The organism is Lentimicrobiaceae bacterium, assembly GCA_020636745.1.
GTDB lineage: Bacteria > Bacteroidota > Bacteroidia > Bacteroidales > Lentimicrobiaceae > Lentimicrobium.
The window spans coordinates 243,388-266,792 of sequence record JACJXH010000001.1 but is presented as its reverse complement, the minus strand read 5'-3'; the positions used below and the strand labels follow the sequence as shown (position 1 = coordinate 266,792).

The window sequence follows — 23,405 nt, the reverse complement described above, 5'->3', positions numbered from 1 at the left end:
TCAGAAACGCACAACGGAATAAAAATATCTGATACAATGCCCTCATGCAATCGATTGTTACAAGAAATTCATACAACGAAGATAAAAAACAATTGCTGGGCTTCAGATAAAGTACAATAAAAATTAAATTTGCATAGAACACCCTTCTATGCACACCAAACCATTAAACCATGAATATCAACCCATTAGAAAGAATCAGAAATGCCTGGCAAGAATTATACCCTGCAGAACAAAGTGTTAAAAAGCTTGAAGAATTTCTGAACGAACTCGAAAATGCACGTAATCAGAATAAATTTAGCCCCGAACCAGAAGGCTGGTATAAAGATGCTGTTGTTTATTCACTTTATGTCGATTTTTATGCTGGTAACTTCAGTGGATTAATACAAAAACTTGACCATCTGAAAGAACTGGGCATTACCTGCCTGTGGTTACTTCCCATCCTGGACTCACCTATGCGTGATGCCGGTTTCGACATCAGAGACTACCGGAATATCAGAGCCGAACTGCTTGGATTACCAGCTGAAACCAGCATGGAAGTAAAACAAAAAGCTTTCCGCGACTTTCTGGACGAAGCACACAAACATGGGATACGTGTTATTTTTGATATTGCCATGAATCATACTTCAGAAGAGCATCCATGGTTTGTTGAATCAAGAAAAGGGCCTGATAATCCTTTCCGCAATTATTATATCTGGAACAAAGACACCAATAAATATAAAGAGACCCGCCTGCTGTTTAAGGGCATGTGTCCGAGTAATTGGGAAAAAGATGGTGATTACTATTTCTTTCACAGATTTTTTGAGTTTCAGCCTGACTTAAACTACAAGAACCCTGATGTTTTAATTGAAATTTCAAGAATATTATTGTTCTGGTTAAGTCAGGGGCTTGATGGTTTCAGGGCCGATGCTATTCCATATATCTGGAAAGAAGATGGCACCGACTGCGAAAACCTGCCTCAAACCCATACAATTATAAAAATTTTCAGGGCTGTTTTAGAATATGTAAGGCCTAATACCTTATTGCTTGCTGAAGCCTGCCAGCCTCCTCATGAAGTTGTCAAATATTTTGGCGATGGAGACGAATGTCATGCAGGTTATCATTTTCCTCTTATGCCCATGATTTTCAAATCACTGGCCATTCAGGATGCCAGCCCTGTTCATGAAATTTTACATCCGTCTATAACGCCCCGGATTGCAAGCGATAACCAATGGTTTACTTTCCTGAGGCTACACGACGAATTAACACTTGAAATGGTTACCCCGGAAGACAGGGCCATCATACACGGCCATTACTGCAAAGATCCCCGATGGGATTTCAGGGTTGGCGAAGGGATTTCAGCCAGAATTTCAGAACTGCTTGACCGAAACCCGCAAAAAATTGCATTGGCATACAGCATTATGCTTACCCTGCCGGGAACTCCCATTATATACTATGGTGATGAATTTGCCAGGCTAAACGACGAATCGTTCTACGAAAACTTCAAAAAGGAAACCGGCAAAGATGATACCCGCTATTTTGTAAGAGGCCCGCTTAACTGGGATGCCATTGAAGCTGAACTTGCCAATCCTGATTCATTGACATCTCAGGTTAATAAAACTTTAAAAAACCTGCTGAGCATTCGCAATCAATGGCCGGTTTTTGGTCGTGGCGACAGTCAGTGGGCGCAGTTTGAAATAGCTGACAGAACCAGCAATCAAAAACCTGTGCTTGCCTTTTTCAGATCAATGCCCGGACAGAGAGTGCTGATACTCAACAATCTTTCAGACAAACAAGTTACAATAAATGCCATAGACGATCCAAACATTGACTACGTTAATCTGTTTAATGGAAAGCCGGTTGAAGCACCCATAACTTTGCCTCCATTCGGCTTTGTCTGGCTTGAAGCCTGATTTTTCTTTTTAATTATCAATCAACCAAAATATCACCCATGACAAATGCAATCACAAAAACCGATTTCAACCTTCCCGGACAAACGGATCTTTATATCGGGAAAGTACGTGATGTTTACAAAATCAAAGATGAACTGCTCATTATGGTTACAACCGACAGAATTTCAGCCTTTGATGTTGTATTACCCCGCGCAATCCCTTATAAAGGACAGGTTCTGAATCAGATAGCGGCAAAATTTCTTGACGCTACAAGCGACATTGTTCCTAACTGGAAAATTGCCACTCCTGATCCAATGGTTACGGTTGGCAGGCTTTGTGAGCCTTTCAAGGTGGAGATGGTCATCCGTGGATACCTTTCAGGACATGCCTGGAGAGAATATAAAGAAGGGAAACGCACCATTTGCGGCATCAGCATGCCCGATGGAATGAAAGAAAACGACCGTTTCCCAGAACCCATCATTACACCAACTACTAAAGCCAGCGTTGGTCACGACGAAGATATTTCCCGCGAAGAAATCCTGAGAACCGGACTTGTGACCGAGGAAGAATACCTGAAACTGGAAGATTATACCAGAAAACTTTTCCAAAGAGGGTCTGAAATGGCCGCAAATATGGGCCTGATTCTGGTTGACACAAAATATGAATTTGGAAAAGATGGAGAGGAAATCTTCCTGATTGATGAAATCCACACTCCTGACTCATCACGCTATTTCTACCTTGAAGGATATGAGCGTCGCCAGGCTTCCGGAGAAGCTCAAAAACAGCTTTCAAAGGAATTTGTCAGAGAATGGTTGATTGCCAATAATTTCCAGGGAAAGGAAGGACAGGCAATGCCTGAAATGACCGATTTATTTGTGAACCAGGTTTCAGAGCGATATATTGAGCTTTTTGAAAGCATTACCGGTACTCCTTTTGATCGTGCTGACATTTCAAATGTTCCGGCAAGAGTCGAGAACAATATTTTGAAATTTATAACTGCATATTACAGGTAACCTGAAAAAAGTTATAAAAACAGAGGGCGGCTGAATGTAAATATTCAACCGCCCTTTTCTTTTTCAAATCATCCAACCATTTCTGAAATTCAGCCTTCAGGTAAAAAAGCCATCAAGCTAACTTAATGCTGAACGCAAATGTTCAATTTCGCTATTGTGACTCTCATCACCAACTGCAGTTCGAAGATACAATAACAGTTCGAACAGCTTATCAACTATCCTTACCGAGCTAAATGGCTTAAAATATGACTCATCGGGAGAGATCTTAAGTTTTCTGAACAAAGCTATAATTTCGTTACGGGTAAAAACACCTCCCCTGTTTTCAGGATTGATATAAAACATCGCTCTTTCTGGTTTTCCCTGACGGATACCAGCCTGATCGTACCATGCCATGATATACCGTTCGCCCGGTAAAACAATACCTTTAACAGGCAAATCAAGCCTTTGAGCAAGCAAAGTATAAAGTATCCCGATTGAAATAGCGTACCCCGTATGCGAATCAAGTAAATTATTCAAAAACAAATAGCGTGGTTCCGTGGTTTGTCGCAACGGCAACTGGAATTTATGAAGATCAAAAATAATGTGATTCAGCACCTTTACTTTTTCCAGTGCAGTAAGATTGTCGTTCAGCTCAAGCCAAATATCGCGGCAAATGACATGAATTTGGAGCCTGAGGGCTTCAATATCTATGCTTTGATACTGATATTTTGTAAACAACAAATATCCTTCAAGCAAATCATCATTCCCGTAGTGTGTCCATTGGGTCAGGTCAAGAAACAGCTGGTCATACTGAATATTGTGAATAATTTCTTCGATTCGCTGCTGCAACATATGATCAAACGTATGCTCCCATGCCGATTCAAGTACAGGCACAGCACTGGTACCGTAAGCAAAAATTTGATTCCGGATTTTGGAAAAAGCGCCCGGATCCGGTTCATCAAGCAAACTGATCAGCGCTTCAAGCTGTGGGTCATATTTTGCGAATATGGTCATAAAACCTGATTACAACACAAATATCGACAATAAAAGCTTAATTTAAGCCATTACTTTTCAACATATGAAGCTGAAGTTTCGTTCAAAATGAGAACAGATGCCTGTTTTACTGTTCAAAAATTATTCAGGAAGTGTTTCCATTTTTTCAAGAACATGTTTTATCAAAGACTCAATTGCCGGATGATAATCTTTGCTAAAGGTTTTATCCACCCTGTTGGCTACGATAGCACAAACAGTTAGCGCATTGTGGCCAAGCATTTTACTTAGCCCATACAAAGCTGATGTTTCCATCTCAAAATTGGCAATTTGGTGTCCATTAAAATTAAAACTGCCAATAGCTCCATTAATATCAGGATGTGTAGTTGCCAGCCGGAGCACCCTGCCTTGCGGTCCGTAAAAACCAGGAGCAGTAGCTGTCATTCCCTGATGAAATTCACGGGCAAAGTGAGCTAGTAACAATGGACTGCATGCAACCGCATAAGGACGAGGGAAAAAAGCAGGCCAACCTGTTTGGGTAATAAATGCCTCGGTTATATCGCGTTCCATAACATTCGCCAGTCCCTGATAATAATATAACATACCATCAAGTCCGATTCCATGTGTAGATGCAACCACAGAGTCGACAGGTATACCTGCCTGAAGAGCCCCTGAAGTTCCCAGCCTGACAATATTCAGGCTTTTATGTACCGGCCTGGCTTCCCGTTTTTCAAGATCAATATTTGCCAGCGCATCCAGCTCATTCAAAACAATGTCAATGTTATCTGTACCCATGCCTGTAGAAAGCACGGTAACTCTTTTGTTTCCGATATAACCAGTATGGGTTACAATTTCGCGATTCTGACGCTCAGTTTCAATCCGATCAAAATATTTCGAAATTGCAGGAACACGACCAGGGTCGCCTACTACAATAATATTATCAGCCAGTTCAGAAGGTCTAAGCTTCAGGTGATAAATACTTCCATCAGGATTTAAAATCAATTCCGATTCACCAATTCGTGACATAATCTATTCTTAATTGTTAATATATTCAGACATCAATAAATACCATTAGACAACAAAGGTAAGTATTAATAAACGTGATATGAAGAATATTCTTGTGCCTTATGATTTCAATTCACAGTCAGTCCGGGCTCTTGATCAGGCCATTCATCTGGCTCAAAAGACACACAGTAACGTAACCCTGCTTTACGTGCATGAGCTCCCGGGTTTTGTTTCAGCCTTATTTAAGGAACATCAGGATGAAGAATTACTTGAAAAAATAAGTGAGGAGCTTGAAACTGTAGCTGCAAAAATTTCATTTAAAAGCGGGATAAACACTGACATCCGCATCCAGCAAGGACGTACTTTTTCAACCATTGTTGAGGTGGCTGATGAGCTTATGGCCGATTTTATTGTAATGGGAACACGCAGCAAAGACTCCTTGATTGACAATACCAAACCCATGGTAGGGCGTAACACTTCGCGTGTAATAAGAATGGCAGGCTGCCCTGTAATTACAGTGGGCGGCACCAATCATTACAATGGCTGCCGGGCCATACTTTTGCCACTTGATTTGACAAAAGAAACCAGGCAAAAAATTGGAATGGCTATAAAAATGGCAAAAATTTACGATGCACAAATCAAAGCAGTCTCAGCCCTGTGGTCAACACACAATCCTGAAATCCGGTCAAAACTTGAATTACAGATGTCGCATGTAAAAAATACCATTGAATTGGCTGGTCTGAAATGCTTCACTCAAATGATTGAAACTCCTTCAGGAGCTAAAACATCGGTTCCTGCCATTCTCGACTATGCCTGTAATGAAAAAGACATTGATTTAATTGTTGTAATGACTCAACAGGAATCTTCACTGGTTGAGTTTTTCATAGGCTCTCATGCTCAGGAATTCATCCGATTGTCAGAAATACCGGTAATGTCAGTTATACCCAAGGAAAGCCACAACGACAACGGATAATTGCTTATAGAAAACCCTTCCTGAAGACGCATCAAGTCTTTCTCATTCTATTTTCCTGTAATCAAGGCCAGGACCATCACAATTGCGCCAGGTGCTTGAAAGCAAATGATCGGCCGTAAAATATAACTCCTCATTCACATCAGAGTAACAGCCTCCAACCAATGGACTGGCGCTATCATATTCCAACTGCACATAATGCACTCCCTGAGCATCAGTGAATAATGAATATTTTCCTGTTGCTGATGATTGCACGCCCGCTGCTGTTCTGGTTTTGGCAAATGTGCCGTTGGCATTAAAAGTGTAAGTCTCATTCCATTCCATATCAGCACCTGCCGTTTCTGTATTTTCAAATGAACCGGTCATTCTTACCAGTTCCCACTTGCCATTTATCTTATTTTCAAACGTTTCTTCTGATTTCTTTGAACAGGAAACAATGGCAAAAATCAAAATCAACGGGAGTAACAGAATTTTAAAGGTATCTGATTTCATTTGAGTTCTTTTTGAATTATTTACTTTCATATCACCTAAAAAACAAACCCCAATCTTAACGAAATACGGTTAAAATGGGTATAAACCCGCTTTGATTGATAATAAGACCATTGGTATAATTGCTCTTCATAAGACAGTTCCTGATAGTGATACCCTAAACTGATAAGCAACGCATTTTGCCCTATTGGAATACCTATTCCCACTTCAGGATTCAGCAAAACGCCGCCAAAGGTCTTACCTGCGGGCTCATAAAAATCAGAATTATTGTTACTTTTTGAAAGCGGAAAACCATATCCGACTCTGCATGAAAACACCGGAGTTACAGGGTTGGAGTTCAAAATATACTTTACATCAGCAAATAAAGGCATTACACCCCATTCGTAAAATTCATAGCCAATTCCGGCTCCTGCATACAAATGCTGATTAAACTGCCAACCATTAACCATGGTAAGTGAAACATAAGGCTTATACCCATCAGAACCTTCGCCAAACAACAAGCCAACCGAACTCAGGTTATAATAACCGGATTTTGACCAGGTTGCGTTTTGAACACGGGCAAATAGCTTCACACTGTCAACCTCGGCAAAGCTAAATTTCCAAATCCCGCATTTGTTTGTAATACTAATACCCTGAATGCTATCGTACATGGTAAGAACACCGGTTACAACAGAGCCTTGCCGGAGATAAACTGCATCACGATTTTTGTGCTGAGCCCAAAGATGGGTAACAGGCAACAACGCCAGAAACACAGTTAAAAATAACAATTGCCTTGGACTTCTGATAAAACTCATTTTAGTCATTATTATCATGGCTGAACTACCGGAATCCGGCTAATAAGTGAAATATTTGCCAAATCGGAATAATCATATTGATACAAACCATCGCTGCCTACCATCATCAGTAAGCCGTTGTATGGGATCACATCATACGTTTTAATATCCGGGAAATGAGCAATCTGATTCATATGAATATTCAAAGGGTCGGTTGCATCATATATTTTCAAACCTGCATCGCCATCGCAGATAAATAGAATATGATTATCAATTCCAAGTCCATGAGGGTTAAACAATGGATAAGACTTTATCAGAAATGGATTTGAAACTGAAGAAATATCAATTACATCCAGTTGATTTGTAAAACCGTTACATTGCGTACCCGACCTGAGTGTAACATAAGCCAGATTTCCTTCAACCACTACCGGATCGCACGAGTTAATATGTGTAAAAACCGAAACAAAAGCAGGAGTAGCAGGTGAACTTAAATCATAAACCATCATTCCGGTGGTGGTTCCCAAAAATAATTTATTATTGTAAGGAAAAATTGTCTCAACCTGCCGATCAAGAGACACTGGCTGTCCGGTAACAATGCCCGGAGTTGCAGCAATGTTGAAAACTTTAAGCGTATTATTATGAACAGCATACAAATAATCACTGTTGAGCGTAAAACGCGCCATTGAGCCGCTGATTCCTGAAGCAGAAGGCCCGATGCTAACTTCATTGTTACCAATAGCAGGAACCCCCAACCCATCGTAATAAAGGATTTCACGGTTATAGTCAGCTCCCTTTTCAATAACTTCTGTCACATCTTTGGTTTCCCATCCGATTACAACCCCCTTTTCAAAGTCAAGCCCATAAACCGGCAATGAGTAATCAACCGGAGGTAGAACATTTGGAAATGCATTTTCCACTCTGTCGACTTCAACCGGATTATTCGGATCGGCAATATCGATAGCAACCAGATCGATAAAACTATCAGCAAAAAGTGTATGGTTGCGAATAGCAATATCAACATTCCCTGGAATTTCAATAAATGCAACTGCCTGTGGGGATGCAGGATTACTGTTATCAATTACATGAACACCTTCGTGATATTCATTAATAAATAAATAATTATCCTTAAAGTATATTTTTCCCGGATGAACAAGCTCGTGAGGCGAAGTCCTTTTTACTGCACTTCTGAATTCATCAAAGCCCATGTAAACAGGCACATTGGCCGTATAGGTAACCTCCTCAAATGTTTTATCCTGACAAGAGCTGAACGAAACAGCCATGCATAACAGAAAAAATAATCCTGCCACAGAAAAATAGTTTGCTTTCATGTGTTTTGGTTTTAAAATCAAAAGAAAGATGAAGAACCCCTTGAATGGTTGCACTCCCGGGTGAAAAATAATCAGGATTAATCTAATTGGATTCTCAGGCCCGCCTGAAATGAAGGCCATGCCATGCGGGCGCTGCGAATATTATAAGGCTGAGTTCTGTTCAAAAAGAATATCTGTACCCCGGTTTGGCCATAAACCGACAGATTTCCCCCAAATTTAATCTCGGCTCCCAGCCCCGACAAGGAAGATATTTGCACACCTCTGATACCCAGATAATCATTTTCGGTAGAAGAAATCACATTGTTTGTGTAGGTTTGGATAGAGGTCCGGCCAGCCATCCCCTTTTCAAAAATCAAAGATTGAGAGGCAAAAATACCATACCTTTTTCGATCTAAAATGCTCAACCTGACACCTATCGGAATTCCCAAATAGTATAACTCGTTGTGATATTCGCGGTAAGAGTTGCTGAATTCGCGTGTTTTTACCATATAGCCCAACTGTGTGTAAACAAGCCCGGTTTCAACATTCCATTTCCCTCCCCATCTCCTGCTTAACATAACGCCAAATGTAACAGGCGATTGATGAGTTGTGGCCTCAACCTCTTCAAAATAAAGCGTTTCATTGGCAAGTTCCGATGAAAATGCATCAAATGTATAATTACCTGCAGGCGAGCTCATTTCCGTAGCTTTTTGAGCTAATTCAATTGAAGAAGTGGTTCCATAACCCACTGCCATTGACCATTTTGAAATAATTTTCTTTTTGTCAGCAGGTGAATCCAAAATCAAACTCCCTTTACCATCGGTAATAAGAAGTTGGATGGCCTGATTCTTTTCAGGAATGACTTCCGTTTTGTCAGCCATTAATTCAATTGAATCATTTGTGGCATCATTGCCTGAAAGTTGAATGTGCTGAATCTCCTGGTTTTCACCTGACAGCAAAAATGATTCATTCTTTTTTGACTCAATGGGTTCCGAATGCTTGTTTGTTTCAGGAGTCAAAGGCCGCAAATGATGCTGACCAGGTGTTACAACAAGCGATAAGCCTTCTTCAACAAAACGATCATCTTCTTTTTTCAGATTAGCAGATGGCAAATTTGAAAGAATTTTTTGCACATGACCAGAATCTGTTTTTTGAAGAGCACCCACAGATGGTTGATTCAAATCAGCAAAATAACGGGGAACAAACAAAAAACCAAGCGAGAATAGCAACAATACAGAGGCGGCAATGGCCGATATTCTATAAAAAACAATTCTTCTGCGCCTTCGCATCCGGAGTTCAATTTTATCCCACAAATCAGCAGGCGGCTCGGCTTCGAACTGTGAAAGACTTGATTTTACAAAGTCTTTAATATCATCATTATGTTTGTGAGATCCATTCATAGCTTTATTTCCGCTAATCTTTTCTGAAGCCATAATCTTGCCCTGGCATACTGAGATTTAGACGTTCCCTCGCTGATTTTCAACATAGCTCCAATTTCCTTGTGTGAATAATCCTCTATTGCATAAAGATTAAACACGGTTCTGAAACCAGGAGGCATCTCCTGAAAAACGCTAAATAATGTTTCGGAATCAATCTCCATTGCTTCATTATCATCTGTCGCATCATCCTGCAAAGGCATTGAACTGTCAATTCCCTGGCTATATCTCAACACATCATGCTTTCTGAGCATTTCCAGTGAAGTATTAATCATTATGCGCCTGACCCATCCTTCAAACGACCCTTGGAACTTAAAACTATGCAACCTTGAAAACACCTTTATAAAGCCCTCCTGTAAAAAATCTTCGGCCATACCAGGGTCAGCAGCATAACGAAGACATACCCCGAACATTTTTCGGGAATACATTTCGTACAAACGCTTCTGTGCATGTACATTGCCATTAAGACAATCTTTCAGAAGTTGCTTTTCATCCATTAATAATCAGAAGCGCTGTTAAGTCCGGAACTAGGTTAAGATGCAGGGGCTATCAAATGGTTGCATAATTTTTTACAAAATCTTGCAAATTATAGAAACATGCACGAATGTAAATAAAATTCCTGCAGCACGTTCCATTATATCCTTTAAAACCTGCACATCAATACACCTCATCAAAAAGCTAACATCTGATACATCCCCTTAATAGTGCATAATTTTCATAGTCCGTATCGTTGCGAAACATTCAATATTTTACAGAGAATTAAAGAACACTTAATACATAATTGGCCTAAATTTGTTCCATCATTGAACATCCGACTTTGCTTACAAAAAGACACAATTAACTATAATCTCACCCCAAATCTCTGATGAAAGCTGAAATCATAACAATAGGCGATGAACTTCTGATTGGACAGGTAATTGATACCAATTCAGCCTGGATGGCCGAACAACTTAATCTTTCGGGCATAAAAGTTGCTCAAATAACCAGCATTTCAGACAATCGCGAGCACATTCTCAACACACTGAGGGATGCAGAAACACGTGCAGATATTATTATTATGTCAGGAGGCTTAGGCCCAACACGCGACGATATTACCAAAGCCACCCTCTGTGAGTATTTTAACACCAAATTGGTCTTTCATCAGGAATCATACGATAATATAACAAGGTTATTTGACCTCAGGCGCTTTAAAATGACACCAGTCAACAGGGCGCAGGCTGAGGTCCCTGAAAGTTGCACCCCATTGCTGAATGTGAATGGCACCGCCCCCGGTATGTGGTTTAATAAAAACGGGAAAATTTTTGTTTCAGTCCCCGGAGTCCCTTTTGAGATGAAAGCGCTGATGACAGAACAAATCCTGCCCCGCCTGCAGCACTTCAGTGAAATCGCCCTGGTACATCGTACAATTCTGACACAAGGCGTCGGTGAATCATTTCTGGCCGCTAAAATTGAAAACTGGGAAAACAATCTGCCTCACTTTATCAAGTTGGCCTATCTTCCACAGCCGGGTATTGTAAGGCTAAGACTCAGCGCATCAGGGCAAGACAAAGCAAAATTGGAAAAAGAGGTTGAATTTCAAATTGACAAACTCTACGAACTAATTCCTGAATATATTTTTGGTGAAAATGAGGATACACTTGAGGCTGTTGTGGGAAATTATTTGAAGCAACAAAATTACACACTTGCAACTGCCGAAAGTTGCACCGGAGGGTACATTGCACACCTGCTTACCAGCATAGCCGGAAGCTCATCATATTTTAAAGGGTCAGTGGTAGCCTATTCAAACGAAATCAAAGAAAATATCCTTGGCGTTTCTTCTGACACCATTAGCAGAAAAGGAGCCGTTAGCGAAGAAACTGTTTTTGAAATGGCTGCAGGCCTCATTAAACTGTTTCATGTTAAATGTGCCATTGCTGTTTCAGGCATTGCAGGCCCCGATGGAGGCACAGAAGAGAAACCTGTAGGCACAACATGGATTTGTGTACTTTCACCCAATGGAGCTGAAACAAAAAAATTTACCTTCGGCGAACATCGTGGCCGGAATATTCGCAGGGCCGCACTTGCAGCGCTCGATATGCTCATGAAACAAATTAAACAATAATTTATCCCCATATGTGAATATTTAGTTGAGTAAGGTCAAACAATTTGTATTTTTGGGCTAAATAATCAAAATTTTTCCCATGAATCCAATCCTGACTGCCGGGGTTATTATTGTAAACCTCGCCCTTGTTTTTTATTCGGTTGCTATTATCACCGAACAGAGAAGAAAAATTGTTACCCCTTTTGTATTGACATTTCTGACTGCCGGAGTTATACTGGATATCACCGCCACTGCATGTATGATTATTGGTTCGGCCAATTCTTTTATCACCTTCCATGGAGTTATTGGCTACCTGGCTTTGGCTGCAATGTTGATTGACGCCATTTTATTATGGAAACTTAAACTATCAGCCAACGGCCCTGTTCAGGTAACTTCCAAACTACATCTTTACTCCAGGTATGCGTACATATGGTGGGTCGTTGCCTATATTACCGGCGCTGTAATTGTTGCATTGCATTAACCTCCCGGAAAGAACAATAATTATTTGGGTAACCATACATTACCTTTCCGATTGTCAAATCAATGACAGCATAATCAATTATCCTGCACCAAATTCAATCAATCCGGGCATTATTTGGTACACTTAATAGTAAAACAACGAACCTAATTTTTAATAAAATTTCAAAACACAACTCTTCTTTTCAATATTTCTCTATATTTTTTGCACATTTGCATCTGCACACAATAATCAATCCTATTAATCACCAAAAACGACAATTGAAATGAAAAAAAATGACTCTTTTCTTTCTTGGCATTTGTTTAAGCATCGGACTTTCAGCTCAGGTACTTGTAAGCACCGAGCCCATGTTAAAGAATGCAGTTTTAGAAGAATTTACAGGCATACACTGCCAGTATTGCCCTGACGGCCATGCCATAGCAAAATCAATTTTAGAGGCCAATCCAGGCAGGGCCTTTGTTATAGCCATTCATCAGGGCTCTTTTGCGGTCCCTTCGGGCAGTGAACCTGATTATCGCACCAGCTTTGGCGATGCCATTGCAGGTCAGACAGGTTTAACCGGTTATCCTTCAGGAACAGTAAACCGCCATGTATTTTCCGGATCCAATACAGCACTGGGACGTGGCTCATGGTCAGGTGCTGTTGGACAGATAATTACACAAAATTCTCCTGTGAATGTTGGCATTGCATCAACTTTCGACCCTTTAACACGCCGTATAACCGTACAGGTAGAGTTATATTACACTGCCGATGCTCCAACCGCATCCAATTTTATAAATGTTGCGTTGATTCAGGACAGCATTTACGGTCCTCAAACAAATGGAGGTGCAGGAAACAATTACCTTCACATGCACATGCTGCGCCATATGATTACAGGTCAATGGGGCGATGAAGTTACAACTACTACAGCCGGAACGCTGGTAACCCGCTCATATTCATATGTTGTTCCCGATGCCATCAACAATGTACCGGCCGTTGTGCCCAATATGAAAGTCGTGGTTTTTGTCACCAAAGATCACCAGGAAATATATACTGGCGACGAGGTTGATGCCATCGGCGGGTCAAATATGTACATTGGCAGTATAGCTTCAGAAGAGCCTTACATTCAACGCGGTTATCAGGGCTTTGAAAACATATTCAATGTGGAGGCTACCAGCGGAATAGAAGGATCCGAGCCATTTAATTTCACCCTGGAGGCTGAAAATGCGCCAGCCGACTGGTCAGCTTCATTCATCATTGATGGCGAAGAATACACCAGTGCTGCAACTATTGACCTTACCAAAGGCACTCCCAAAAACATTAGTATTAAAGTTTTAGCAGGAGAAAGCGCAGGATTTCCCGGGTATGTTTTAAAAATGAGATCTGCCAACTATCCCGGCGCTCCTGAAAAATATTACAGGGTAATGGCCATCGCAGGGGTTACAGATTTGGTTGTTAATGCAACCGGAGGACCCGAAGCTACAACTCATCAGGGAGTTTACCTTGACGGACTCGCAGCTTCCGGCATTACTTCTTATGCTGTTACAAACGCCAATGTGATGCGCGACATGATCAATGCAAATGCTTTTCAGGATGTATTTACCATCTGGTTAAACATTGCCTGGACATTCCCTACACTTACTGATGATCAGGCCGAAGCTGTAATGGACTTTATGGATGCCGGTCACAGCCTTTTTATTGGCGGACAAGACATCGGATGGGATATCATGAGCGGAGCCAGCGGCTCGAATGGCAATGCAATTACCCGCGGCTTTTACACCAATTACCTGAATGCTGGTTTTACAAATGACGGTTCCACCGCCAACAACAAACTGAACGCCAACACCGAAGATCCGATTTATGGAACTGTAGCTCAAACTAACATTGTTGACGTTTATGGCGGAAATATGTATCCGGATGTAATTACCGCAGGGACAGGTGCTGACATTATTTTTAATTACAACACCACATCACTGGGAGCCGCTGTAAAGTATAATGCAACCAATTACCGTTCGGTTTATTTCGGCGTAGGTCTTGAGATGTTGAGCGATGTCGCTGTAAGAAATCAAATTATAAGCCTCACTCACGAGTGGCTCACCAATGAAATGACAGGCGTTGAATACGATGCCGCTGTTAACACTTTGATGAATGGACAGAACTATCCAAACCCGGCAAGTGATTTTACTTACATTAAAGTAACTGAAGCTGCTGCAGGTGGTTTACTCGAAATTTACAACCTGAGTGGAAATATGGTCTTACAACAGGAAATTGGCAAAACCCTGCTTCAACGCATCGATTTGAGTAATCTCTCTTCCGGGTTGTACTCTTACCGCATTGTAGCTGGAAACAAAGTTTCGGAAGCCCGCAAGCTTACAGTTATTAAGTAATTAATTTACAGATAAATTGAAAAAGGTGGCTTTAAAGGCCACCTTTTTTTTGCTTAACTACAAAATCATATGACACCCCGGTTTTGAGGGGAAATCTCCTCCCTTTTCTCAGCCAAAATAAAAAAACAGCAGTTTACACTGCCCGATTTTTTATATGTGATAATCACAAACTTTCCCTGAATTTGTAATATCATCATAAATTAACACAACGACTCTGGCGTCTGGTATTTCATCTCATACTTTGCAATTAAAACCAGATGATTTCTGAACTTTACAGTCATGAGCTTGTTTAAAGAAAATTAGCACCCCTTCATTTTTTCGGATGAACACAAACCAATCCTCAGCAAAGAAACAACAGCTTTACCTGATTCTTTCAGCCATTTTCCTCACCAATGCAATGGTGGCCGAATTTGCCGGCGTTAAAATTTTTTCATTCGAAAAATTACTTGGGTTTATGCCCGCTCAAATACCATTTTGGGGAGGCCAAAAACTGGATTTCAACCTGAGTGTGGGTGTTGTAATCTGGCCTTTTGTATTTCTTATTTCCGACCTCATCAATGAATATTTTGGAAGAGAAGGCGTTCGAAAAATCAGCTTTATAACCGCCGGAATGATAGCCTGGTCGTTTCTGGTAATATTAGCCGGCACAGAACTCCCTCCTGCACAATTCTGGCTTGACCTCAATAACACAGATCCTGCAGGCAATGCTTTTGACATCAATTTTGCATACAGCAGCATATTCAGGGCCGGCATGGGTATTATTGCAGGCTCGCTCACCGCTTTCCTGGTAAGTCAGCTTATCGATGCCTATACCTTTCACTATCTGAAACGATTGACCGGCCACAAACGGCTTTGGCTAAGAGCAACCGGCTCCACTATCGTGTCACAACTGATTGATAGTTTTGTAATCCTGTTTATCGCATTTTTTATGCTTGGAAATTGGAGCCTGCAACAGGTTTTTCAGGTGGGATTAGTACAATATACTTATAAAGTCGCACTTGCCATCTTACTCACACCGCTAATTTACATAGCTCACTGGATCATCGATCGATATCTTGGCAAATCAGCGTAATCACGTCATAAACAAGCATTCTGCTCGCCTTCTAACAACAAAACATATTCAATCAAAAGCCCGCTGACACTGCTTCTGCAGAACTTTAAACATCATATGCTGTAAAATTAAAAAGCAGCGCCATCAGGTAAAGCAGGCAGTATAACAGAATTATGCAAGCCCCGGGTTTGCATGGCCGAACTTTTAGACGCCATTTGCGCTACATCCAGATATTTTACAGCTCTTTCGTGAGAATTTCCAAATTGAGGTAATTTTTTAAAACCCTCAGCTGTCATTTTCCTCTGTAGCTCTGGATTATCATACAAAAAAATTATTTTGGCTGCAATATCGCGGGCATCAACCGGGTTAAAGTACAAAGCCGAATCCCCGCATATTTCTCTGGCAAAATTCAAATCTGAAGTCAAAATAGGAAGGCCCATTTTCATAGCTTCAGGATAAGAGGCAGAAAAACACTCAAGTAAGGAAGGCAAAAACATGAAATCACACTGCGAATAAAGATAGGGGCATTCATTAACATTTAATCTGTTGGTAAAATATACATATTTTCGGTTTGTCCCCAGATTTTTAAATTCACGCCGATGTATAGTTAAAACAAACCTGACATTAAGTTTAGGTCGGAGTATTCTTATCTGATTTATCACTTCATTGATAATTTTCAGATTTTTAAATAAATGGTTTGCTGAGATTGTAACCAGTCTAAGTTCATTCGGCTCACGGGGAGGCAACTTTGCCCTGTAGGCCCATTTTTCCGGCTGAAAATAAATGCTATTTAAAGTATTAGAAACATGAAAAACCCTTTTTGCATCAACCCGCAGATATGTTGTAAGCCTTTGCTTGACTTCAACGGTTTCAGCTATTAAAAAATCAATATTACGCATCATCAACAGCAATCTCAACCTGTCAAAAAGAGTATATTTTATTCGTTGAGAAAAAGGCACTTGTCTGAAGTAAGGAGATTCAGGATAAATATATTGGGGCGTAGCAAAGCCAGCCACATGAGGCACTCCCGGCTTCCAGTAAGTAGGCCCAAACACTGAAAAAACAACCTCAGGCTTAATCATTTTTTCTAAAAGTTTCATTCTTCTGAGTTTTTTAAAACTCATCCATTTGCGCATCAGGCGAGCTGAATATCCTGAATACTGAATAAAACTATAAAACCTGAAATTTGGCGGAAACTTATCTTTTCTGACCTGGCGTTCTACTTCCGGAGAAAGGAATACGTGATATTCATTCCCAGGAATCTCCCGAAGCTCATCAATAAACGAAAGTGCGACCTGTAACATTCCTCCTACGCGAATATTAACAGTATTGATGATTAACCTCATCTTACCTGTGCTCTATTGGTTTAGATTTGAAAATTTAAAACACTTGCACCAGCATCTCCTTTTTCAGAATGCCAATCATACTGTAATGTAAGTAAAATGACCACCAAAAAATTGTCAGAAACGACAACGTAACACGAAAATAATGCGCTGATTTTTTATCGGTTTAACTTAAAGCAAACAATTCAGGTGAATGATTGTTCACTATCCGAAACAATTACAACAACTCTGAAAATCAGCAAGACAGCTGTATAAAAGTTTACAAATACCACTTGGGTTGACAAGCACAAACCATTGCAGGTGTAAAAAAGGCAAAAATTACAATCAGAAAAACATATAGCAGCCCTATAACAAATTGAGGCAGCTGATTGGTTTGTAAAAATCCTGAATTAAGCCTTACAGGTTGAGTTTTTGATAAACAGATTTCCATAAATTCACCCCTGTCTTTAAGATGTTATCAGGAAAATCATAATCAGGGTGATGCAGTGAGGGATGCTCAACGCCAGCACCAATACCAAAAAGAGCCGCTTTGGATTTGCCTGCGAAATGAGCAAAATCCTCTGACCAGCGAAAAGGGAGCCCAGCCTCAATAATCTCAAGGTTAAGGTCAGCAGCCGCATGAAGGACATAGTCTACAGCATCCTGATGATTCATTGTTGCCGGAAACTCCTCTGTAAAACTGATTTCAGAATCAAGTTGACTTTCTTTAGCCAGGCGTTTGACCAAAGCCACAGCTTCTGCCGTTAATGATTCCATATCAGAATCCAGATAAGCGCGGAGTGTTGCCATAAGGGTTGCTTCACCGGGGGTTGTTCCAAAAGCCGGAGTTCCCAGACTTGCATAAATGAGTGTCAGCAAAATAAAGTCCTGGTAATCTCTGGAAGCCCCATCACCGGCCAAACGGGGTAATGCACTCATCAAATGAGCCATAACTGCAGCAGGACTCCTCCCCTTTTCCGGTTCACATGCATGTGAAGTCCGGCCTTTAAGTTTAATAATCAAACCTCGCGATGCAGCAGCAAAAGTACCAGTACGAATTATTACTGCATTCTCAGGGTATCCTGGCAAATTATGAAGGGCAAAACTATAATCGGGTGAAAAAGGAGCAAATTTCATATCGTTTAATACCGCCCGTGCTCCCATACCAGTTTCTTCAGCCGGCTGAAACAGAAGCAATACCTTACCTTTAACAGGTCGATGTTCTGAGATAAAATGGGCTAAGCCAGCAAGAATGGCTGTATGTCCGTCATGCCCACACTTATGTGAAACTCCATCGTTTTTTGAACTGTGTCTCATCAATCCTGACTCATGGATTGGCAAACTATCCATATCAGCTCTAAAAAGCACCTCAGGACCTTTGCGCCCACTATCAAAAACAGCCATAACCCCATGACCACCAACCTCTTCAATTAATAAATCCGGTGCGCAGGGCTTCAAGTAATTTATTATTCTTCGGGCTGTTTGCACTTCCATCCCTGACAATTCAGGAAACTGATGCAATTCACGTCGAAAGTCAAATAAAGCATCTTCCATGCTGATATTTTTTTTTGACAAAGATACTTATCAGATTGCCATAAAGCAGAAGCAAAAAAAACAACATTAGCAAAACAACCATACAACACTGGTTAACACCCATTTAACAAGCCGGAAATTTTCGAAAAGTGATTCAGGTCGTTTAATACCTTCCTGAAACAGCAATTTCAGCGATTGATTCTTCATTATTCATGGAATCCTGTTAATTTTGCAGTTGATTGAATTATTAAAATCAACATTAAATTAATCCTTCAGAAAATATCGTTCAATGGGAAGAGCATTTGAATTTCGCAAAGCAAGAAAAATGAAACGCTGGGGCAATATGGCCAGAGTATTCACCCGATTAGGAAAAGACATTGAAATCGCTGTAAAATCAGGCGGTCCTGATCCTGCTCTAAACCCAAGACTTCGCCTGCTCATACAAAATGCCAGAAGCGAAAATATGCCTAAGGAAAATGTTGAACGTGCCATCAAGCGTGCTATTTCAAAAGACTCCTCAGACTATAAAGAAGTTGTTTATGAAGGCTATGCACCTCACGGTGTGGCAGTTGTAGTTGAAACAGCTACCGATAACCCAACCCGTACAGTTGCCAATGTCAGAAGTTATTTTGTAAGAAATGGCGGAAGCCTGGGAACCATGGGGATGCTTGACTTTTTATTTGAGCGTAAATGCTCATTCAAAGTCGCTATGAAAGAAGGAATTAACACCGAAGATCTGGAACTTGAAATGATTGATTATGGTGTTGAAGAGGTCTTTGTTGATGAAGGCGAGATTATGATTTACGCTGAATTCACAAACTTCGGCCCTATACAGAAGTACCTGGAAGACAATGGTTTTGAAATAAAAACCTTTGCATTTGAGCGCATTCCCAACGACACTAAAACACTGACGCCTGAACAACAGGCCGATGTTGACAAAATGCTGGAACGTATGGATGACGACGACGATATTACAAATGTTTTTCACAATATGCGCTCAGCAGAATAAAACGCCGGCATCGGGCAGTTTTTGTCTATTATAATATTATCATCAAAAGAAACCTTCCGCAGAAAAAACGGAAGGTTTTTTTATTTATCACAAAATATCGGCTCTTAATATTATTGCTTAGTTTGAATAATCATTTTGGGTACAATTTAAGAATCAAAGTAAATGAACTTGTCCATTGGCTGATATTTCTTACATCAGTACGAATTCCCTGATCAGTAAGAAAACCAAATTCAGCCCTTGACTGCATATACTGTGTTGCAACTCCGAACTGGTATTGAGTATTAAACTCATATATCAGACGCAAGCCAGCCCCATAGGCAAAACAATTATCCCTTGACGCTGTAATTTCAAAATTAACCGGACCAATCAAAGCATATTCAGCCTTGTAGAGCTGATACGGAGTAGAAGCAAAAAAGACACCCGCCATCAATTGCCCTTCCAGCAGAAAAGGCTTACCGATACGCTTTAAATAGGATGGGCCAGCAACCAGATGTATTATTTTAAATGGATCGCTCCGTATATAAACATCATCAAGAAAAGGGTCTGCCTGCACTTTTTGATAACCCAGATATCCAACATCAATGGGATTTAAGCTTAAACCACCCTGAATGAGAATGCCCCAATGATTATTCCGCACATATTTAACTTCTGCTGCCCCTGAGAACCCGGGAAGTGCAAAACTTCCGGTTTCCAGATTGGTTCCAGCAAAATCTGACAATGGAACACTAACACCCGATTGCAGCAAGAACTGCAGCTGTGAAGTCTGAGCAAACAGGAAATGGCCATTCAGTAAAAATACTAAAAGAAAAAACAGATGTCTCATGGATACACATTTGCTGCTAAAGTACAAATTTAAGTTATAGCATATGTAAAGTATAGACTGTTCCTAAAAAAGCATTATGAACTTCATGCTTAATTGAAATGAGCAACACCCCCTTGCATAATCATCATTTCATTCATTCCTTATAATGAGCTTAAAACTACTCTTTAATCAAAATAAAAAAAAGTGGCACCCCGATGGGGTACCACTTGAACACCAATTAAACACACATTAAACCACCTTTAAAATCTGTATTGGAGTCTCATTTGCAACATGCCAACACTTTCATCATCAAAATAGTAGCTGTCAATAAGCGTATGGGTATAGTGAAGCATTAGTCTTGTGTTAGGGGTAAAATCGTAGTTAGCACCAACAGTAATTGTTTGAACAATACCTCCGGCCAGACTAGTGGAAACAGGTGGATAATCAGTAATACCAGTAGATTCGGGGAAGAACCTGTTTTGGCCTTTCCAGAAGAAGTCTCCCTCAGCAATGTCATTCAATGAAGTAAAGCTGTAACGTCCGACAAGCTCAAGAGCATTATGATCTCTGAGTCTTCCGAGAAGAGCATTCTTTTTATCATATTTATAGGAAGACCCTTTCAGTAAGTAACCAAATTCAACATAACCTCCGTAAAAATCAAGATTTGTCAGAGATGGGTTACCGTTGAGCCAGCTTTTTAGAGTTGTCCAACTCCAGTATCCGCCAAGCTGGTTTTCAAATAACAACTGGTCTGGCCTGTCACGAACAATGTGTGAACCAATAAACTCTCCTTGAACAAAAGTCTTTTTACCAACAGCAAGAAGCTCAAAACCATATTTTATTTCTTCGCTTGCCCATTTTACATCAGTTCCTATAAACTGCACACTTCTATCAACTGTAGTTTCCAGTGGAGCACCCATGTGCATATTTCTTACAAAAATTTCAGGAGTACCTTCAACATAGCCTGTTCCGATTTTTTTGTATCGGCCCATCAGACCAACATGAACATTCATATCTTCGTTTTGAACTGCACGATATAAGAAGCGGCCTGATGCGGAAAATCCCTGATCGCCTTCGTGTTGGTTATTATAGAGATTTTCAGAATAAACTCCAGCTTCTGCAAAAAGCTTATTCCCAGCATGTTTAAAAGTAACACCTAAAGCTCTGCCGGGAGCAAGAACATTCACCGGAGTTGATCTTGAGATGAAATGAATATCTGACTGGCTGGTATTGTAGCTGATTGAAAAAGGCTCAGCAGCATAACCCAATCTTAAAGAATTTTCATCAGTAAAATTATAGCGTACAAACGCATTTTTCTGAGTCAGAACACCTTTACCAAAATCAATGTCATAATAAGCATCCCATTTACCCTGAACAATGGTTAAACGAATTCGGGCATCAGAAATAGAAGCCCCCGATTTTAAAGGAGTATAATCCTGCAGATAAACAGCACCATCCATTGAAACACGCGCACCAACAGAAATTTTCAGATCGTTGTTATTAACAATGGTTTTTCCGGCATCGGATTCCTGAGCCATCATAAAGGCCGGGCTTAAAAGGAATACCAACAAAATAATATAGTGAGAAAACTTTTTCATTTTCAATTGTTTTTAGAGTTGAAACTTAATCAATAACCAAGTTGTGTAAGGATTTCCAGAGCAGTTCCTTCTGCGCCTACCGGTCTAACACCCTGTTCTTTATAGAAATTCAGTGTCATTTCAGAGCGGTTTGTAAACATTCCATCAACCAATGGTCTGTTAGGAATAGAAGAACCGGTATTGTTGTAGAAATACTCACCATAATACTGACCCATTTGCTCTCTGGTGTCAAAAGAGTAAGCATGAATTGCAGCACCTGATTTGTGAATAAGTTCTGACTGCCAGGGTTTAAGAAGTTCAGGATATTTATTGGGAGCTCCGGCAATACTTGGTCCCATGAAAACTGCATTGTTTTCAAGACCAAAATTGATAAATTCTGCATAAGTTCTTGGATCATCGGTTGGCATATCTGTTGGCCCATTACCTAACCACAGCAGGAAACAAGTAGGGATTTTACCGGCAAAAATACTATTGAGAATACGCAGACTTTCGAGTGAGAAAGTTTGAATAATCACTTTTCCGTTTGTATTGCCAACATTCACTTTTTTCATGCCGGCTCCATCAGTGTAAAATTGTTCGGTACTGGTCTCAGGCTGTGTCATAATATTCCAGCCAAGGCGATCCAACTCTGTATATAAAGCCTGCTCGATTCCAGGATTAACCCAAGGTTCTTTTGTTTCAATATAAATACCAGGCCTGTTACCATTATCCATCGGATCTGGCTCATATTCAAAAGTATATTTTACAGTTCCGTCAGCATTTTCTACTTTTGTATAAATCCTTTCCTGAGTAACAGGATCGCGTTTTATTCTCATTCCCTGTGCAATCATAATCATATCTTCCAATGTAGAGATATATTGTTTCTGCGATGAAAAAGACTCACGGGCCTGTTCTGGTTTTGCATCATTAAACCATGAACCAGCATCCAGCTGCATCAATTCTTCGTAGGTAAAAGAACTGGCAGGCAAGTATTCCCTGTCAGGGAAAATATTCTCAATATCAGTTGTACGTTTAAGTTCGTAGTCATGAAGTGCAAGAATAACGCCGTCTTTGGTAATCTGAAGGTCTGCTTCCATGTAGTCAGCACCAATATTTCTGGCCCATCTGAATGCAGCCTCGGTTTCTTCCGGAACCCAAAAAGTTGAACCACGGTGAGCAATAACTGAATTTACCGGAACATAATCCCTGACAGTTTGCATGGCAGGAGTTAATTCTGAAACTTTAACATTTTTGTAATCCTGCGTGTCATCAGCAAAATTGTCTGTTTCGCACGAGGAAATCATGAATGCACTGAATAAAGCAGCGCACAAAACTGAAGCTTTCCTTCTCATAGTTG

Annotated in this window: 20 protein-coding genes; 8 read left to right on the top strand and 12 right to left on the bottom strand. The window is 40.5% G+C overall.

Annotation, left to right across the window (positions count from 1 at the left end; translation table 11 throughout):
• Positions 1–170 precede the first annotated feature (170 nt).
• A complete protein-coding gene (locus H6541_01090) occupies positions 171–1,889 on the top strand; it encodes an alpha-glucosidase C-terminal domain-containing protein (protein ID MCB9014358.1) in 1,719 nt (572 codons plus the stop codon).
• 38 nt (positions 1,890–1,927) lie between these two features.
• Entirely contained in the window at positions 1,928–2,881 is a 954-nt protein-coding gene (locus H6541_01085; protein ID MCB9014357.1) for a phosphoribosylaminoimidazolesuccinocarboxamide synthase, read from the top strand.
• A gap of 117 nt (positions 2,882–2,998) precedes the next feature.
• On the opposite strand, the gene H6541_01080 is transcribed toward H6541_01085, so the two are convergent.
• Together H6541_01080 and H6541_01075 are read right to left on the bottom strand one after the other, a co-directional pair.
• Complete coding sequence (locus H6541_01080; GenBank protein MCB9014356.1) at positions 2,999–3,874, bottom strand: hypothetical protein; 876 nt, start codon at positions 3,872–3,874, stop codon at positions 2,999–3,001.
• A gap of 120 nt (positions 3,875–3,994) precedes the next feature.
• Entirely contained in the window at positions 3,995–4,876 is an 882-nt protein-coding gene (locus H6541_01075; protein MCB9014355.1) for a nucleoside phosphorylase, read from the bottom strand.
• 79 nt (positions 4,877–4,955) lie between these two features.
• Here H6541_01075 and H6541_01070 point away from each other — a divergent pair, with 79 nt between their 5' ends.
• On the top strand, positions 4,956–5,828 hold the full coding sequence (locus H6541_01070; protein ID MCB9014354.1) for a universal stress protein: 873 nt from the start codon (positions 4,956–4,958) through the stop codon (positions 5,826–5,828).
• A gap of 42 nt (positions 5,829–5,870) precedes the next feature.
• Here the strand turns inward: H6541_01070 and H6541_01065 are convergent, their stop codons facing one another.
• The 5 genes from H6541_01065 to H6541_01045 form a co-directional block, all read right to left on the bottom strand.
• The gene (locus H6541_01065; protein MCB9014353.1) at positions 5,871–6,317 is read right to left on the bottom strand and encodes a hypothetical protein; all 447 of its coding nucleotides are present in this window, start codon (positions 6,315–6,317) and stop codon (positions 5,871–5,873) included.
• 35 nt (positions 6,318–6,352) lie between these two features.
• Positions 6,353–7,108: a hypothetical protein gene (locus H6541_01060; GenBank protein ID MCB9014352.1), complete on the bottom strand. Its 756-nt coding sequence runs from the start codon at positions 7,106–7,108 to the stop codon at positions 6,353–6,355.
• A gap of 14 nt (positions 7,109–7,122) precedes the next feature.
• Positions 7,123–8,415 carry a hypothetical protein gene (locus H6541_01055; protein ID MCB9014351.1) on the bottom strand — a complete coding sequence of 431 codons (1,293 nt, stop codon included), beginning with the start codon at positions 8,413–8,415 and terminating at the stop codon, positions 7,123–7,125.
• A 77-nt stretch (positions 8,416–8,492) separates the two neighbouring features.
• The gene (locus H6541_01050) at positions 8,493–9,827 is read right to left on the bottom strand and encodes an outer membrane beta-barrel protein (protein MCB9014350.1); all 1,335 of its coding nucleotides are present in this window, start codon (positions 9,825–9,827) and stop codon (positions 8,493–8,495) included.
• Positions 9,791–10,327, bottom strand: a complete 537-nt coding sequence (locus tag H6541_01045; protein MCB9014349.1) for a sigma-70 family RNA polymerase sigma factor — start codon at positions 10,325–10,327, stop codon at positions 9,791–9,793. The genes H6541_01050 and H6541_01045 overlap by 37 nt, the downstream gene beginning before the upstream one ends.
• A gap of 368 nt (positions 10,328–10,695) precedes the next feature.
• Between H6541_01045 and H6541_01040 the strand changes: the two genes are divergently transcribed.
• The 4 genes from H6541_01040 to H6541_01025 all read left to right on the top strand — a co-directional run bounded on the left by H6541_01040 (position 10,696) and on the right by H6541_01025 (position 15,826).
• Entirely contained in the window at positions 10,696–11,931 is a 1,236-nt protein-coding gene (locus tag H6541_01040; protein ID MCB9014348.1) for a competence/damage-inducible protein A, read from the top strand.
• Between the two features lie 79 nt (positions 11,932–12,010).
• A complete protein-coding gene (locus H6541_01035; protein ID MCB9014347.1) occupies positions 12,011–12,391 on the top strand; it encodes a hypothetical protein in 381 nt (126 codons plus the stop codon).
• A gap of 272 nt (positions 12,392–12,663) precedes the next feature.
• Positions 12,664–14,754, top strand: coding sequence for an Omp28-related outer membrane protein (locus H6541_01030; protein MCB9014346.1), 2,091 nt, complete (start codon positions 12,664–12,666; stop codon positions 14,752–14,754).
• Between the two features lie 322 nt (positions 14,755–15,076).
• A complete protein-coding gene (locus H6541_01025) occupies positions 15,077–15,826 on the top strand; it encodes a queuosine precursor transporter (GenBank protein ID MCB9014345.1) in 750 nt (249 codons plus the stop codon).
• Between the two features lie 107 nt (positions 15,827–15,933).
• Here the strand turns inward: H6541_01025 and H6541_01020 are convergent, their stop codons facing one another.
• Complete coding sequence (locus H6541_01020; protein ID MCB9014344.1) at positions 15,934–17,151, bottom strand: glycosyltransferase family 4 protein; 1,218 nt, start codon at positions 17,149–17,151, stop codon at positions 15,934–15,936.
• Positions 17,152–17,544: 393 nt separating this feature from the next.
• Entirely contained in the window at positions 17,545–18,681 is a 1,137-nt protein-coding gene (locus tag H6541_01015; GenBank protein MCB9014343.1) for an amidohydrolase, read from the bottom strand.
• A 268-nt stretch (positions 18,682–18,949) separates the two neighbouring features.
• Here H6541_01015 and H6541_01010 point away from each other — a divergent pair, with 268 nt between their 5' ends.
• On the top strand, positions 18,950–19,669 hold the full coding sequence (locus tag H6541_01010) for a YebC/PmpR family DNA-binding transcriptional regulator (GenBank protein ID MCB9014342.1): 720 nt from the start codon (positions 18,950–18,952) through the stop codon (positions 19,667–19,669).
• Between the two features lie 130 nt (positions 19,670–19,799).
• Here H6541_01010 and H6541_01005 read toward each other — a convergent pair whose 3' ends face one another.
• The 3 genes from H6541_01005 to H6541_00995 form a co-directional block, all read right to left on the bottom strand.
• The gene (locus tag H6541_01005) at positions 19,800–20,492 is read right to left on the bottom strand and encodes a hypothetical protein (protein ID MCB9014341.1); all 693 of its coding nucleotides are present in this window, start codon (positions 20,490–20,492) and stop codon (positions 19,800–19,802) included.
• Between the two features lie 239 nt (positions 20,493–20,731).
• Entirely contained in the window at positions 20,732–22,069 is a 1,338-nt protein-coding gene (locus tag H6541_01000) for a hypothetical protein (protein ID MCB9014340.1), read from the bottom strand.
• 29 nt (positions 22,070–22,098) lie between these two features.
• Positions 22,099–23,400: a glycerophosphodiester phosphodiesterase gene (locus H6541_00995; protein ID MCB9014339.1), complete on the bottom strand. Its 1,302-nt coding sequence runs from the start codon at positions 23,398–23,400 to the stop codon at positions 22,099–22,101.
• Between the last annotated feature and the right edge of the window lie 5 nt (positions 23,401–23,405).